Raw genomic sequence first — 14,372 nt, forward strand, 5'->3', positions numbered from 1 at the left:
TTCCCGCGACTGATTCCCTTTTCACCACTTCCTTTTCACTCCCTTGCGATGGAGATGCAATGACTTTTTCTACCTGCGATTTATGCGACGCCAACGAAGACAAACTGGGTACTGCCGCCTTGGCGGTGTTGCCGCCGGTGTTTGTCGCCCTGGGCAAGCGCCAGGCGTTTGACGGTCCGGCGCGTACCGTCAAGGTGCATGAAGACAATGTGCTGGTGCGCAGCACGCTGGAAACCGCCGGTAACGGCCAGGTGCTGGTGATCGATGGCGGCGGCAGCTTGCGTTGCGCTCTGGTTGGCGGCAATCTCGGCGTGCTGGCGCAAAAGAACGGTTGGGCCGGCATTATCGTGAATGGCTGCGTACGCGATTCGGCCGAGCTGAACGCCTGCGATATCGGCGTGCGCGCGCTGGCGTTGCATCCGCAGCGCAGCGTCCGCAAAGGAGTGGGGGAGCGCGATATCAGCGTCTCTATCGCCGGCGTGACGATAGCGCCGGGCGCATGGATCTATGCCGATGCCGACGGCGTGCTGGTGGCTGGCCAAAAGCTGCTTTGAACAAGGCAGCCTTGGTTGGCACGGCGTAAACCTCATGTAAGAAAGGAGTAGGGTGGGCACAAATCACCAATGCGCCACCCTATATCGTCAGCTCTTCTTTAGCTGATCCCGGATCGGCAGGTTGCGGATACGCTTGCCGGTAGCGGCGAAAATGGCATTGCACAACGCCGGAGCGATAGGCGGCGTGCCCGGTTCGCCGACACCTCCCAGCGGAATGTCGTACTTGTGCGGCACCATGTGAACCCGCAAGTCACGCGGGGCGCTGAAGGCGCGCAGCACTTCGTATTCATGGAAGTTGCCTTGCTCGGCGCTACCGTTCTTGAAGGTGATCTCGCCGGTCAGCGCCAGGCTCAGCCCCATGATGCAGGCGCCTTCGACTTGCGAGCGGATCCGGTCCGGCGTGATCTGCGGGCCGCAATCGATCGCCATGTCGACTCTTGGAATGCTGATGGTGCCGTCATCGGCCACCGCCACTTCAATCACCGCCGCCACATAAGACATGAAGCTGTAAGCCACGGCCAGGCCCAGGCCGTGGCCTTTGGGCAGCTTGCGGCCCCAGCCGGCTTCCTTGGTCGCCAGCTCCACCACTTGCCGCATGCGGCCGGTATCGAGCGGATACAAGAGCGGCGATTCACCGTAGTTGGTGGTGTCCGACATGTCTTGCGGATTGAGCTGGCGCGCCGGGCCTATCAGCTCCAGCAGGAATTCTCTGTGGTCGCGCCCGGCTGCCGCCGCCAGTTCGGCCACGAACGATTGCACTGCAAACGCGTGCGGGATGTTGTAGACCGAGCGGAACCAGCCGATCCGTGTATGCGCTTCGACTTCCGGCGCTTCGATGCGGATATTCGGAATCACGAACGGAATGTTGATCGCGCCCATGCCGAGTTCGCCTGGCTGTTCGCCCTTGGCGCCGGCGGCGAAAGTGGAAGCGATGGTCGGCGCCGCGCTACGGTGCAGCCAGGCTAGCGGTTTGCCTTTGGCATCGAGCGTGCTTTCCAGGCGTTCCAGCGAGACGGTGTGAAAATAATCGTGGCGCAGATCGTCTTCGCGGGTCCAGGTAACCTTGACTGGCGCGCCTTCCATCGCTTGCGAGAGCAGCGCCGCTTCGGCGGCAAAATCTGGCTTGGATTTGCGGCCGAAACCGCCGCCCAGCAAGGTGACATTGACTGTCACGGCGTCGCTCTTCCAGCCCAGGCGATCTGCCACCGTGTCGCGCGTGGCTTGCGGATCCTGCACGCAGGCCCAGACTTCGCATTTGCCGTTAGCGGTGCGGGCCGTGGCTGCCGGCGGTTCCATGGTGGCATGCGCCAGATGCGGGATGTAGTACTCGGCTTCGATACGCTTGCCGGCTTGCGCCAGCACGGCCATGGCGTCGCCGTTATTGCGCACTACCTTGGCCGGCTTGCGCGCGGCTTCCTGCAAGGTGGTCTTGAATGCGGTCGAATCGTAGCCGGCATGCGGACCATGGTCCCAGGTGATCTTCAAGGCTTCACGGCCTTTGATTGCGGCCCAGGTGTTGCGCGCAATCACGGCAATCCCGCCCAATGGATTGAACCTGGCGGGCGGCGGGCTGCCTTTGAGTTCGATTACGCGCACTACGCCCGGGATTTTCAAGGCTGCGGCAGAATCGAAATTGGCTACTTTGCCGCCAAACACCGGCGGCCGTGCGATCACCGCATATAGCATGCCGTCGAGACGGGTGTCGATGCCATAGTGGGTATTGCCGGTAACGATGTCGCGGAAATCGACGCTGTTGAATACGTCTTTGCCGATATAGCGGAACTGCGCGGCATCCTTCAATTGCACCTGGGCTGCTGGCGGCACCTGCAATTTGGCGGCAGCGACCGCCAGCTCGCCGAAGCCTAGCTTGCGGCCGCTTCTGGCGTGCAGCACCTCATGGTTTTTGGTGGTGATTTCCGATGCCGGCACGCTCCAGCGTGTGGCGGCGGCGGAAACCAGCATCAGGCGGGCAGTGGCGCCCACCTGGCGCATAGGGGTAAAGAAATGGCGCATGCTGCGCGAGCCATCGGTATTCTGGTTGCCGTAGCGGCTTTCGTCGGCATGGGCCTGCACCACGCGCACGCGGCTCCAGTCGGCGTCGAGCTCATCGGCCACCACCAGCGGCAGGCTGGTGCGGATGCCCTGGCCCATTTCGGAGCGATGGGCAACGATGGTGACAATGCCGTCGGCGCCTATCGACACGAAGATCAAGGGATCGTTGACGGTGCCGCCAGGCATGTTGGCGCCGCCGTATTTTTTTGCCGGGGCAGCAGCGGCTGCCATCACCAGTCCGTTCACGCCAACCGTCAACGCCAGACCGGTAAATGCGCCGATGCCTTTGAGCCAGGTGCGGCGGCTGAGCGACGCTACAGACGCAATGCCGCTGTCAGCGGTGTTAGCGCTATTTTTTTGAAAAGCGGCGCTCATTTGGCGACTCCTTTAGCGGCGACTTGTTTGATCGCGGCACGGATGCGGGTATAGGTGCCGCAGCGGCAGATATTGCCGCTCATGGCATCGTCGATTTCCTTGTCGGTGGGCTTGGCGGTGGTTTTCAGCAGGGCGGTCGCCGACATGATCTGGCCGGCCTGGCAATAACCGCATTGCGGCACGCCCAGTGCAATCCATGCTTCCTGCACCGCATGGCCGACCTGGTCCTCAGCCATCGCTTCGATGGTGGTGACTTTCTTGCCGGCAGCGGCGCTGATCGGGGTAATGCAGGAGCGGATCGGCGCGCCGTCCAGATGGACGGTGCAGGCGCCGCAGAGGGCCATGCCGCAACCGAATTTGGTGCCGGTCAGGCCGACGTGGTCGCGCAGGGTCCACAGCAGCGGCGTGTCTTCCGGTAAGTCGATTTCATGCTGCTTGCCGTTGATGTTCAGGCTTGTCATGGCGGGTTCTACCTTTCCAAGTTGGGGTTGTTAAGCTATTGAAGGATAAATTTGCTGTTGCCAATTTACCGGCACCGGCGATTCGCTCAGAGTCGTTGTCCCTTGGCATTGTAGACCCAAGTCAAATTCTTTGATGAGGGGCAACTGTTTCGAGGATAATTGGCAGATTGTAATTTTGGTGATGGAGTTTCGATGTCCGATTTGTTGAATAAAACTGGTCGTATTCCCGACAATGTTTCGCTGCCCGAGCTGACGCTGCGGGGCATCATTCTAGGCGCGTTGATAACGGTCGTATTCACCGCCTCCAACGTGTACCTGGGCTTGAAAGTCGGCCTGACTTTTTCTTCCGCCATTCCGGCCGCAGTGATTTCCATGGCGGTGCTGCGGATGTTCAAGAGCGCCAATATTCTTGAAAACAATATGGTGCAAACCCAGGCTTCGGCTGCGGGCACCTTGTCTTCGATTATCTTTATCCTGCCCGGACTGGTCATGATCGGTTACTGGCAGGGCTTCCCTTACTGGCAAACCCTGGCGATCTGCGCCGCCGGCGGCATGCTGGGCGTGATGTTCACTATTCCGCTGCGGCACGCGATGGTGGTGCAAAGCGACCTGCCTTATCCGGAAGGTGTGGCGGCGGCGGAAATCCTGCGGGTCGGCAGCGCGGAAGTCGAACTCGACGCGGTGACCGGCAAGGCCGGAGCCAAGGCCGAAACCGGCATCGTCGACATCATGGCCGGTGGTTTCACCGCCGCCATCGTGACCTTGTTCTCATCCGGTTTCCGGGTGCTGGGCGAAGGCATCAACCTGTGGTTTGCAGCCGGACCTGCGGTAGTGCGTTTGTCTGCCGGATTTTCGCTGGCGTTGCTGGGCGCCGGTTACCTGATCGGTATCGTGGCCGGCATCGCCATGCTGATCGGCTTGCTGATCGCCTGGGGCGTGGCAGTACCTGTGCTGACTTCGATGCACAGCATTCCGGACGGCATGACGCTGGCCAAATATGCGACCGGACTGTGGAGCAAAGACGTGCGCTTCATCGGCGCCGGCACCATCGGCGTGGCGGCGGTATGGACGCTGATCACACTGTTCAAGCCGATGCTGGAAGGCGTCAAAACTTCCTTCCAGGCGCTGCGCGGCGGCAATGGCCGCATCAATATTCCACGTACCGAGCGCGATCTGGCGCCGGGCTGGATCATCGCCATCACGCTGGGGCTGGTAGCCATCCTGGTGGCCACCTTTGCCAGTTTCCTGAGCGCCGCGCCTTTGTCCGCCGGCATGGTGTGGGGCCTGGTTGCCTACAGCGTCTTGTTTGCGTTTATCTTCGGTTTCCTGATTGCCGCTGCCTGCGGCTACATGGCAGGACTGATCGGTTCTTCCGCCAGCCCGATTTCCGGCGTCGGCATTGTTGCCGTGGTGCTGGTTTCCCTGCTGATTTTGCTGATTGGCGGCGGTGACGGCCTGCTGGCCACTGAAAGCGGGAATAAATTAGGGATTGCGCTAGCCATCTTTGCCACTTCGGCGGTGATCGCCGTGGCGACTATTTCCAACGATAACCTGCAGGATCTGAAAACCGGCTGGCTGGTCGGCGCCACGCCTTGGCGCCAGCAGGTGGCGCTGCTGATCGGCTGCGTGGTCGGCGCCGTGGTGATTCCGCCGGTGCTTGAGCTGCTCTATAACGCCTACGGTTTTGCCGGAGCGATGCCGCGCGCGGAGATGGATGTGGCGCATGCCTTGTCGGCGCCGCAAGCGACTTTGATGACGGCCATCGCAACCGGGATTTTTACCCATCAGCTGAACTGGGACATGATCTTGATCGGTCTTGGCCTGGGCGTGGTGCTGGTAGCGATCGATGAGGTACTGCGCCACCGCGGCGGCGTCGCGCGCTTGCCGGTGCTGGCGGTAGGTATAGGCATTTATCTGCCGCCGACGGTTGCCTCGACACTGGTGCTGGGCACATTGCTGGCCTGGGTCATAGAACGCATCTTGAAAAAACGCGCGCAGAAGCAAGGCCTGCCATACGCGCAGTTCGCCGAAGCGCCGAACCGGCGCGGTGTCTTGCTGGCCTCCGGCCTGATCGTCGGTGAAAGCCTGGTAGGTGTGTTGCTGGCGGCCATTATCGGTTTTACCGGCAGCGATTCGCCGTTGGCGCTGGTTGGCGGCACGTTTGAAAATACCGCGCAATGGCTAGGTCTGATTGTATTTGCAGCTGTGGCCTGGGTCTTCTCGCGTCGCGTATTGACGGCACAGAAGGCATAGATGGGTGGCCGGGACTATTGCACAAGGTGCGCAATAGTCTCCCGCACCGCGCACTATCTTCATGTAATTATTGCAATAAAATTTCTGCGACTTCAGAGAAGTCTGTGAAAACCAAGCCGATTGACTAGAATGATTGTTCCAGGATGCTCAATGAGACTCTGCACGCAGAGTTTCACAAGGCCGTCGCCCCTATGGCGGCCCAGGCATCCCGACACACTCATGATGGAGGCTGAAAATGACAATTCGCATAGGTGACGTAGCTCCGGATTTTACTGCCGAAACCACTGAAGGGAAGATCCACTTTCACGAGTGGATCGGAGATCAATGGGCCATCCTGTTTTCCCACCCGAAGGATTTCACCCCGGTCTGCACTACCGAGCTGGGTTATATGGCGCGCCTGAAACCGGAGTTCGACAAACGCAACACCAAGATCGTGGGGCTGAGCGTGGATCCTGTCAGCGACCACCAGGCCTGGGTCAAGGATATTGAGGAGACGCAAGGCCACGCGGTCAACTATCCAATGATCGGCGATGCTGATCTGACGGTCGCGAAACTCTACGACATGATTCATCCCAACGCCAGCGGCGGACAGCGCAGCGCGGCAGACAACGCCACCGTGCGCTCGGTATTCATCGTCGGACCGGACAAGAAGGTCAAGGCAATGTTCGTCTATCCGATGAGCTCAGGCCGCAATTTCGACGAGGTGCTGCGCTTGCTCGATTCGATTCAGCTGAACGCCAGGCATACCGTGGCGACGCCGGTGAACTGGAAGCCCGGTGAGGATGTCATCATTCCCACTTCGGTTTCCGACGAGGACGCCAAAAAGAAATACCCGCAGGGTTTCAAAACATTGAAACCGTATTTACGGATCGTGTCGCAACCGAAGTAAAAGAAAAGAACCGGAGAATCGGGAAGACGAATTGGGAGGAAACGACGGACTCTTCCCAATTCGGTGCAACATGCATGCGATCGTCTGCCGGGTCGGGATTCAACGCACGCCGGCAGTCTTGGCTAAGGCGGCTAGCGCCAGCGCACAAAAAATCGCGCCAGAATAAAAGGTGAACGCGGCGCCAAGCCGGTCCCACAATAGTCCAGCCAGTACGCTTGCCAGCAGCATGGCAAGTCCACTCATCAAGTTGAAGAAACCATATGCGGTACCGCGCAAATCGGCCGGTGCTGCATTCGCCACCATGGTTGCCAGCAAACCTTGTGTGATGCCCAGGTGCAGACCCCAGAGGGCGACTCCTGCCAGTACGACGCCCCAATGAGTGCTGGCGGCCAGCACCAGGTCGGCCGCGATCAGAACTATCAAGCCCAGCGCCAATAATCGTCTATGGTTCATTCGGTCAGAGAGTTTGCCGAACGGGTACGCAGACAGGGCGTAGATTATATTCATGGCCACCATGACCAGCGGCACCATGGCAATAGGAATACCGCTCTGCTGTGCGCGCAGGACCAGGAACGCTTCGCTAAACCGCGCCAGTGTAAATACCGCACCTACGCCAACCACCCACCAGTAAGAGCTTCCAAGCCGTTTCAGGTTTTCCCGCCGGATCGGATTAGTGCGCTTCTCGGACTGATGATGTTCTGGCTCGTGCACGCCGACGAAGAGCAGCGCAACCGCCATCAAGCCAGGAATGACTGCGACCCAGAACACGGCGCGAAAGTCGTTGGCCCAAAGCAGCATCAAACCAACCGCCAGCAAAGGGCCAAGGAATGCGCCCACCGTATCGAGGGACTGGCGCAGGCCAAATGCGGCGCCGCGCAGGTGCGCCGGGGTAATGTCTGCGACCAATGCATCTCTCGGCGCGCCCCGTACTCCCTTGCCGATACGATCCAGGAGCCGCGCGAACAACACGATGCCGATGGCCGGCGCGATGGCGAACAGCGGCTTGCTCAGTGCGCCCAAAGCGTAGCCAAACACTGCCAGCCCTTTGCGCTTGCCGAGATAGTCGCTCAGTGTGCCTGAGAACACTTTGACGATCAGGGCGGTCGATTCGGCCAGGCCCTCTACCAGCCCGACAGCCGAAGCGCTGGCGCCGAGCGTTGTCACCATGAACAGCGGTAGCAGGCTATGGATCATTTCCGAGGAAATATCCATCAACAGGCTCACGAATCCGAGCACCCAGACACCTGCGGGGATCTGGCGCAATATGCGCGTTTTGGCTACATCAGTAGTTTGCAACTGCATGCTCCTTGAAAAAACCTGGCTATCTCAATGGCTATGCCGATGATGTATGTCCGGGTAATGCGCGTGGCTATGGCTGATGGGCAGGTGGCGGTGAGGATGGCTGTGCGGTTCGCGGCCGTCCCAGTCAAAGTCGTGTTGATGCTGGTGGTGGGGGTCTTGCGGATCGTGGCGGTGGCTGTGCGCATGCTCGGTTTCTTCGTGCGTATGCGGATGCTGGTGGCTTTCAGTCAGGTGCAGCCAGATGCCGGTTCCCATCAGTCCTGCGGCCAGCCAGAACAAGCCGCCCACCGTGTCATGCAACACCAGCAAGGAGATCGCAGCGCCTATGAATGGCGCTGCCGAAAAGTAGGCGCCGGTCCTGGCGCTGCCCAGATGGCGTAGCGCCAGGACGAACAGCACCAGGCTGACGCCGTACCCGCAAAAACCGATGAGCGCTGCGGCGCCGATACTGGCGATGGCGGGCAATTGCGCGCCCAGCAGCAAGGCCAGGCTCAGGTTGACTACGCCGGCGACCATGCCTTTGAGCGCAGCAATCTGGACAGCATCGCTGGCGGAAATCCGGCGCGTCAGGTTATTGTCGATGGCCCAGCACAGGCAGGCTGCGAGAATCGCCAAAGGTCCCCAGGGAACGCCAAACTCCGGTACTTGCTGCCATGACAGCAAGATCCCGGCCAGTACGATGGCGAGCATGCCCAGAATAATCCGGCGATCGAAATTTTCCTTGAAAACAAACCATGCAAGAGCCGCTGTCAGGACGCCTTCCATGTTCAATAATAAGGAAGCACTGGAAGCAGGGGTGATCGAGAGGCCGAGCATCAGCAGGATAGGGCCGCAGATACCGCCGCTTAAAATCGCTGCGCCTAGCCACGGCAAGTCAGCTTTGGACAATGCGCCGCCAGCTTGCTGACGTGATTGATTACCTGAAAGCGCGCGTCGTATTCCATACCAGAGCGATAAACCGAGACCGCTGCCGAGATAGAGCAGGCCGGCCAGCATGACCGGTGAGACTTGCCCCACCAGCAGCTTGGAAAAAGGCGTGCTGGCGCCAAATAACGCCGCCGCCAGCAATGCGAAGAGAACACCTTGATGCATGGGTTTTTCCTTGAGTCTTGCCTTGAAATGCTGAGTCGCTTATTCCTGATGCAGCGCGATCCCGAACTGTTCCGCCAACGCAGCATGGCCTTCCGGCGTGATGCCAACCACGCGTGAATTTTTTGTTCTGGTCAGCCACCCGAGCTCGATCATGCGTTTCGCCAGCGTTGCTCCCAAGGCGCCGGCCAGATGATCCCGGCGTTCGCTCCAATCCAGGCAGGGATAGGCAAATTGGCGTCGGCTCTTGCGTAATTCCCCGGTATCTATCCCAAGGTGCTTGAACCAGGTTTCGCCCTGCGCCGACAGTGAAAATACCCCGTCGTCGGCATTCAGCAAGCCGCGTTCAAGCAGCACCTCGGTCAATCGGGTGCCGAGTTTTCCCGCCAGGTGGTCGTAGCAAAAGCGTGCGGTGCAGATGGCGTCGTTGCCGGTAGCCGGGCCGATACGCTTGCGTTTCGGCGCAAACACCATCAACGATTCGATCAGGCGCGCCACCTCCGGCGAGGCCAGGCGAAAGTATTTGTGCCGGCCTTGAGTGCTCATGTCGAGCAGCTTGTCTTCCAGCAGCTGGCGCAAATGGGGAGTCGCAGTGGCTGGCTTGATTTCGCTGCCGTATGCCAGCTCCTTGGCGGTCAGGGCGCGTCCTTCCATCAGCAGCGACAGCATGCGGATGCGGGTCGGATCGCCGATGGTGCGGGCCAGTCGGCCGAGGTCGGGTTCGTCGTTCATAGTTTGATGGTAACCGTACTGTTGTTGTGTGACAAGCGGCCGCAACTGACTCAGAATCGGGACTTGACCACTTGTGCAACGGAGCCGCTGCAATGACATCCTCCCAATCGGTGCCGGTAATAGATAGAGATGGCACTACCCCTGTTACGCAAACGCCAACATCAACGCCGGTAGTAGGCTGGACTATTGCGGCCAGCAGTTTCGCCTTTATCATCGTTCAGCTGGATATCACCATCGTCAACATTGCATTGCCGCAGATCGGCGCCGATCTGAATGCGCGCGTCTCAGCCTTGCAGTGGGTGGTAGATGCCTACACCCTGGGTTTTGCCGTGTTTCTATTGTCGGCCGGAGCCTTGGGCGACAAATTCGGTTCCAAGCGCTTGTTCCTGGCCGGCTTCCTGCTGTTTGCCCTGGCATCGGCCGCCTGCGGCCTATCGCCCGATGCCGCCTTTCTGAATATTGCCCGGGCAATCCAGGGAATCGGCGCGGCATTGCTGGTGCCCAGTTCTTTGGCAATACTGAATCGTGCTTGTGCCCACGACAAGAAATTACTGGCCAAAGCCATCGGACTCTGGACGGCGGCAGGCGGCGTCTCGATTGCCGCCGGCCCGGTGTTAGGCGGCTTGCTGTTGGCGACTGCAGGATGGCGCAGTATTTTCTGGGTGAATATTCCGATTTGCATCCTGGGTTTCATACTGACCATGCGCGTGGTGCCAGCCATGGCAGCCAAACAACACGCGCATTCCTTCGATTTCCTGGGGCAGATACTGGCGATTCTTGCGCTGACCGGACTGGTTGGCGCGGTGATTGAACTCCACCCGCTGGGTTTGGGGCACCCGGAGGTATTATCCGGATTCTGCCTGGCGCTGGTCGCCGGCGTTGCCTTCATCATGGTAGAAAAGAAGGCGGAGCATCCGATGCTGCCGTTGAATTTCTTTCATCAGACCAGCTTTACAGCGGCCGTCCTGTTTGGGGTGCTGGTGAACTTTTCCTACTACGGCGTGATTTTCGTGATCAGTTTTTATCTGCAAAAAATACAGGGCTACAATCCGATGCAAGCGGGGCTGGCGTTTTTGCCGCTGACCGGCACCTTCATTCTTTCCAATCTGGTCAGCGGCTGGCTGATCGGGCGCGCCGGCATACGTTTGCCGATGATGCTGGGCGGCTTCATCGGTGCCTTGGGGTACGGCTTGCTCGGGACTGTCGGGATTGCGACAGACGCCAGCTTCCTGCAGATGCTGCCGGGTTTCGTGTTGATCCCGGCCGGCATGGGGCTGGCGGTGCCGGCCATGACGACCTCGATATTATCAGGAGTCGAGAAGGCTCGGGCCGGGACCGCATCTGCAGTCCTGAATACCGCCAGGCAGGTCGGCGGAGCATTCGGGGTGGCGGTATTTGGCGCGCTGGTCAGCGATAGTTACGGCGGGGATGCGATCATCGGAGTAAAAATTGCCATGTTGACGGCGACCATCCTGCTATCGATTGCAGCGGGATTGGCTTATCTGGTGCGGCCGGCCAGCGGGAAATGAGTTGCCCCGGGCATTTTGGCGTACATTATTCGATAGTCAGCAGGGCAAGTGTGTAAAACGTCTTTCAAAGGCATCGACATGATCAATCCATTCGATTTCAAGGGTAAGACAGTATTCGTCTTTGGCGGCACCAGCGGTATCAACCTGGGCATTGCTCACGCTTTTGCCGAGCAGGGAGCAAGAGTGGCAGTAGCCAGTCGTTCGCAAGACAAGGTTGATGCAGCGGTATTTGCATTGTCGCGGCACGGGGGCGAGGCGGCCGGTTTCTGTGCCGACGTGCGCAATCCCGATGCGGTTGCAGCGGCATTCGCCGGCGCGGGCCAGGCATTCGGCCCGATCGACGTGTTGGTGTCCGGTGCCGCCGGCAATTTCCCGGCAACGGCACTCGGCATGTCGCCCAATGGCTTCAAGTCGGTGGTCGACATTGACCTGCTAGGCTCTTTCCACGTGCTGCGTGCGTCGTATCCTTATCTTGCCAAACCAGGTGCGGCGATCATCAATATCTCTGCGCCCCAGGCATTCCTGCCCATGGAATTGCAGGCCCACGTATGTGCGGCAAAGGCCGGCGTCGATATGCTAACGCGGGTTCTGGCGATGGAATGGGGCGAGCAGGGTGTACGTGTCAATTCGATTGTGCCCGGGCCGATTGGCGGCACGGAAGGCATGGAAAGGCTGGCTCCGACTCCTGCGCTGAAAGCCAGGATCGCTTCCACCGTACCGCTGCGACGGCAGGGAACGCCGCGCGACATTGCCAACGCAGCCATATTCCTCGCCTCGCCGCTGGCCAGTTATATTTCGGGCGTGGTGTTGCCGGTCGATGGCGGCTGGTCGCTGGGTGGCGCCGCCGCGTTCATGATGGAGGTAACCGCGGCGATCATGCCTGGCGCCAAATCGTAAGCGGGTATTTTGTGCTCAAGCACTGACTCACCTGCAAAGACCGCAGCGCGAGCCAGTGTTTCTGCTGCAAATTATTTTTTCTGCTCGTCTTTCTGTTCGGCTTTCTGATGGTGTTTTTTTGCTGCTTTGCCGTGATGCTTGGCAGGTGCTTGCTTGGCGGCTTCTACTGGACGGTCGTTGCGGGCGTCGGGATGGCCGGCCAGCGGGTCGCCCGAATTCTGGGCTTGTGCGAATGGTGTCAATGCGAAGAGGAGAGCGGCGATGCCAAATAGCTTTTTCATATTGATTCCTTCCGTTGATTGGGTTTAACAATCCCCGTTGACAGCGGGATTCCTTATAAACGCCGTGGGGGATATTCGGTTGACAACGACAGTGTTGTTGAATCGTAACTTGGTGTAGCATTCACCCGACTATCTTTGTCACGGAGCATTGAATGAAAAAACGCCAGTTTCTGTCGACAGCCACCGCTTCGATTGCGGGCGCACTGGGAATGCATGCGGTAGCGCCTGCTGCGAAGGCCGCTGCCAAAGGCATATCGCAAGCTGCGGTGCCGACAGTATTAACCGTTACGGGCGCAATTGAACGCAGCAATCGCGGTCCGACCGATGCAGTGATCGACCAGATGATGCATAAGCAGAACGTGCAGTTCAGCAGCGCGTTTGCCTTCGATCTTGCCGCACTCGCCAAGCTGCCGGCGGTAACCATCAGTCCGACTCTGGAGTATGACGGCAAGCCGCATCAGCTGCGCGGTCCTCGCCTGGCCGATGTACTGGATATGCTGGGCGCCAGCAAAGCGCCGCAGACGCAGATTGTGTTTCATTCGGTCGACGGCTATATGCCGCAGCTGAGTTTCGCGCAGCTACGGAAGTATGGCTATATCCTGGCAACGCATATCGATGGCAAGCCGATGTCGATCGGCGGTTTCGGCCCCATCTTCGCGATCTATGACGCCGATCGTATCGCCGAGCAGGCGCAAAAACCGTTGAACCAGCGCTTCGCGCTTTGTCCCTGGGGTTTGTATTGCATAGAGGTGGTCGCGGGGAAATGAAGCAAGGTTTCTGTAGTCTGTAATCTTATTCGTCGCTGAACAATTCGCCCTGCAGGACGACTGACTGGTTCACCGCCTCATCTTTTCTCGCAAGTGCGCTGGCCCGTACGCCTAGCAATCTCAAGCGCCTATCCAACGTGACCCGGCGCAGGCATTCTCCGGCCGCTTGCCGGATCGCGGTGGCGTCGTCCGTCGCATTGGGCAATGTCAGATCGCGGGTGACGATGCGAAAGTCAGAGAAGCGCAATTTGATCCCTACCGTGCGGGCAACATAGCCTTTTCTTTGCAGGTCGCCGGCAAGTCTTACACACAGGTCGGTGAACATGGGGGTGAGCGTGTCGCGGTCCAGCTTGGCGTGGAGATCTCTTTCAAAAGTCGATTCGCGGCTGATCGATTTGGTTTCCGAGCTGGTCACCACCGGACGATCGTCCAGGCCCATGGCGGTACGCATCAGCCATTCGCTATAGGTGCGCCCAAAATTTTCTTGTAGCACGGCCGGGTCGGCTGCGGCCAATTCACCGATGGTGTGCAGCCCGAGAGCCGTCAGTTTCTCCGCCGCCTTGGGGCCGATGCCGTTGACCTTACGTGCAGCCAGCGGCCAGATGCGCGACTGGATGTCGGCCTCGGTGATGACGGTGAGGCCGTTCGGCTTGTCAAGTTCCGAGCTGATCTTGGCCAACAGCTTGTTGGGTGCGATGCCGATCGAGCACGACAATCCCGTGGCCGTGCGCACGGCATCCTTGATCCGTTGCGCCAGGATCCGAACCTCGTCCGGGTGTTGACTCAGGTCGATATAGATCTCGTCAATGCCGCGATCCTCTATCAACGGTGCGAGCTCGGCCACTGCCGCTTTGAACAGGCGGGAGTAATGGCGGTAAGAGTCGAAATCGGTCGGCAGCAGAATCGCGTCCGGCGCCAGCTTGGCGGCCTTCATCATGCCCATGGCGGAAAACACGCCCAAGGCCCGCGCCTCGTAGGTGGAGGTGGTCACGACGCCGCGGCCGACATAGTCGCGCAGCCTGGAATAGCGGAGTTGACCGTCTGCGCCGGGTTCCGGCTTGTGCCGGGAGCCGCCGCCGATCACTACGGCCTGGCCGCGCAGCTGCGGGTAGCGCAGCAGTTCCACCGACGCGTAGAAAGCGTCCATATCCAGATGTGCGATACGACGAATGGGCGAAGGCATGAAGTCAA

At 59.5% G+C, this 14,372-nt stretch carries 13 protein-coding genes; 6 read left to right on the top strand and 7 right to left on the bottom strand.

The window, feature by feature from the left end; genetic code table 11:
• The first annotated feature begins 59 nt into the window (after nt 1–59).
• The gene (gene rraA / locus BLV81_RS01745) at nt 60–554 is read left to right on the top strand and encodes a ribonuclease E activity regulator RraA (RefSeq protein WP_092351808.1); all 495 of its coding nucleotides are present in this window, start codon (nt 60–62) and stop codon (nt 552–554) included.
• 87 nt (nt 555–641) lie between these two features.
• Here the strand turns inward: rraA and BLV81_RS01750 are convergent, their stop codons facing one another.
• Both BLV81_RS01750 and BLV81_RS01755 read right to left on the bottom strand, forming a co-directional pair.
• Nucleotides 642–2,981, bottom strand: a complete 2,340-nt coding sequence (locus BLV81_RS01750) for a xanthine dehydrogenase family protein molybdopterin-binding subunit (RefSeq protein ID WP_092351810.1) — start codon at nt 2,979–2,981, stop codon at nt 642–644.
• Nucleotides 2,978–3,442 (bottom strand): (2Fe-2S)-binding protein, encoded by a 465-nt coding sequence (locus BLV81_RS01755; protein ID WP_092351812.1) that lies wholly within the window; start codon nt 3,440–3,442, stop codon nt 2,978–2,980. Before BLV81_RS01755 ends, BLV81_RS01750 begins: the two co-directional genes overlap by 4 nt.
• 192 nt (nt 3,443–3,634) lie before the next feature.
• Here BLV81_RS01755 and BLV81_RS01760 point away from each other — a divergent pair, with 192 nt between their 5' ends.
• Both BLV81_RS01760 and BLV81_RS01765 read left to right on the top strand, forming a co-directional pair.
• Nucleotides 3,635–5,695 carry an OPT family oligopeptide transporter gene (locus BLV81_RS01760; protein ID WP_092351814.1) on the top strand — a complete coding sequence of 687 codons (2,061 nt, stop codon included), beginning with the start codon at nt 3,635–3,637 and terminating at the stop codon, nt 5,693–5,695.
• A 235-nt stretch (nt 5,696–5,930) separates the two neighbouring features.
• The gene (locus BLV81_RS01765; protein WP_092351816.1) at nt 5,931–6,584 is read left to right on the top strand and encodes a peroxiredoxin; all 654 of its coding nucleotides are present in this window, start codon (nt 5,931–5,933) and stop codon (nt 6,582–6,584) included.
• Between the two features lie 99 nt (nt 6,585–6,683).
• On the opposite strand, the gene BLV81_RS01770 is transcribed toward BLV81_RS01765, so the two are convergent.
• The 3 genes from BLV81_RS01770 to BLV81_RS01780 are packed head-to-tail and all read right to left on the bottom strand — an operon-like array spanning nt 6,684 to nt 9,707.
• Nucleotides 6,684–7,880: an MFS transporter gene (locus BLV81_RS01770; RefSeq protein ID WP_255364863.1), complete on the bottom strand. Its 1,197-nt coding sequence runs from the start codon at nt 7,878–7,880 to the stop codon at nt 6,684–6,686.
• Nucleotides 7,881–7,910: 30 nt separating this feature from the next.
• Nucleotides 7,911–8,978 (bottom strand): DMT family transporter, encoded by a 1,068-nt coding sequence (locus BLV81_RS01775; protein WP_092351820.1) that lies wholly within the window; start codon nt 8,976–8,978, stop codon nt 7,911–7,913.
• Between the two features lie 39 nt (nt 8,979–9,017).
• Nucleotides 9,018–9,707, bottom strand: coding sequence for an ArsR/SmtB family transcription factor (locus BLV81_RS01780; RefSeq protein ID WP_176992704.1), 690 nt, complete (start codon nt 9,705–9,707; stop codon nt 9,018–9,020).
• Between the two features lie 92 nt (nt 9,708–9,799).
• Here BLV81_RS01780 and BLV81_RS01785 point away from each other — a divergent pair, with 92 nt between their 5' ends.
• Both BLV81_RS01785 and BLV81_RS01790 read left to right on the top strand, forming a co-directional pair.
• Nucleotides 9,800–11,236, top strand: a complete 1,437-nt coding sequence (locus tag BLV81_RS01785; RefSeq protein ID WP_092351824.1) for an MFS transporter — start codon at nt 9,800–9,802, stop codon at nt 11,234–11,236.
• 78 nt (nt 11,237–11,314) lie between these two features.
• Complete coding sequence (locus BLV81_RS01790) at nt 11,315–12,133, top strand: SDR family oxidoreductase (RefSeq protein ID WP_092351826.1); 819 nt, start codon at nt 11,315–11,317, stop codon at nt 12,131–12,133.
• Between the two features lie 71 nt (nt 12,134–12,204).
• Here the strand turns inward: BLV81_RS01790 and BLV81_RS01795 are convergent, their stop codons facing one another.
• Nucleotides 12,205–12,414 (bottom strand): hypothetical protein, encoded by a 210-nt coding sequence (locus BLV81_RS01795; RefSeq protein WP_092351828.1) that lies wholly within the window; start codon nt 12,412–12,414, stop codon nt 12,205–12,207.
• A gap of 152 nt (nt 12,415–12,566) precedes the next feature.
• Between BLV81_RS01795 and BLV81_RS01800 the strand changes: the two genes are divergently transcribed.
• Nucleotides 12,567–13,181, top strand: a complete 615-nt coding sequence (locus BLV81_RS01800) for a putative pterin-binding protein (RefSeq protein ID WP_092351830.1) — start codon at nt 12,567–12,569, stop codon at nt 13,179–13,181.
• A gap of 25 nt (nt 13,182–13,206) precedes the next feature.
• Here the strand turns inward: BLV81_RS01800 and dinB are convergent, their stop codons facing one another.
• Nucleotides 13,207–14,364 carry a DNA polymerase IV gene (gene dinB, locus BLV81_RS01805; RefSeq protein WP_092351832.1) on the bottom strand — a complete coding sequence of 386 codons (1,158 nt, stop codon included), beginning with the start codon at nt 14,362–14,364 and terminating at the stop codon, nt 13,207–13,209.
• Between the last annotated feature and the right edge of the window lie 8 nt (nt 14,365–14,372).

This window comes from Collimonas sp. OK242 (assembly GCF_900107095.1).
GTDB lineage: Bacteria > Pseudomonadota > Gammaproteobacteria > Burkholderiales > Burkholderiaceae_D > Collimonas.

Coding starts and splice junctions, on each gene's coding strand:
- rraA (WP_092351808.1), top strand. CDS start 60: ATGACTTTTTCTACCTGCGATTTATGCGACGCCAACGAAGACAAACTG.
- BLV81_RS01750 (WP_092351810.1), bottom strand. CDS start 2,981: ATGAGCGCCGCTTTTCAAAAAAATAGCGCTAACACCGCTGACAGCGGC.
- BLV81_RS01755 (WP_092351812.1), bottom strand. CDS start 3,442: ATGACAAGCCTGAACATCAACGGCAAGCAGCATGAAATCGACTTACCG.
- BLV81_RS01760 (WP_092351814.1), top strand. CDS start 3,635: ATGTCCGATTTGTTGAATAAAACTGGTCGTATTCCCGACAATGTTTCG.
- BLV81_RS01765 (WP_092351816.1), top strand. CDS start 5,931: ATGACAATTCGCATAGGTGACGTAGCTCCGGATTTTACTGCCGAAACC.
- BLV81_RS01775 (WP_092351820.1), bottom strand. CDS start 8,978: ATGCATCAAGGTGTTCTCTTCGCATTGCTGGCGGCGGCGTTATTTGGC.
- BLV81_RS01780 (WP_176992704.1), bottom strand. CDS start 9,707: ATGAACGACGAACCCGACCTCGGCCGACTGGCCCGCACCATCGGCGAT.
- BLV81_RS01785 (WP_092351824.1), top strand. CDS start 9,800: ATGACATCCTCCCAATCGGTGCCGGTAATAGATAGAGATGGCACTACC.
- BLV81_RS01790 (WP_092351826.1), top strand. CDS start 11,315: ATGATCAATCCATTCGATTTCAAGGGTAAGACAGTATTCGTCTTTGGC.
- BLV81_RS01795 (WP_092351828.1), bottom strand. CDS start 12,414: ATGAAAAAGCTATTTGGCATCGCCGCTCTCCTCTTCGCATTGACACCA.
- BLV81_RS01800 (WP_092351830.1), top strand. CDS start 12,567: ATGAAAAAACGCCAGTTTCTGTCGACAGCCACCGCTTCGATTGCGGGC.
- dinB (WP_092351832.1), bottom strand. CDS start 14,364: ATGCCTTCGCCCATTCGTCGTATCGCACATCTGGATATGGACGCTTTC.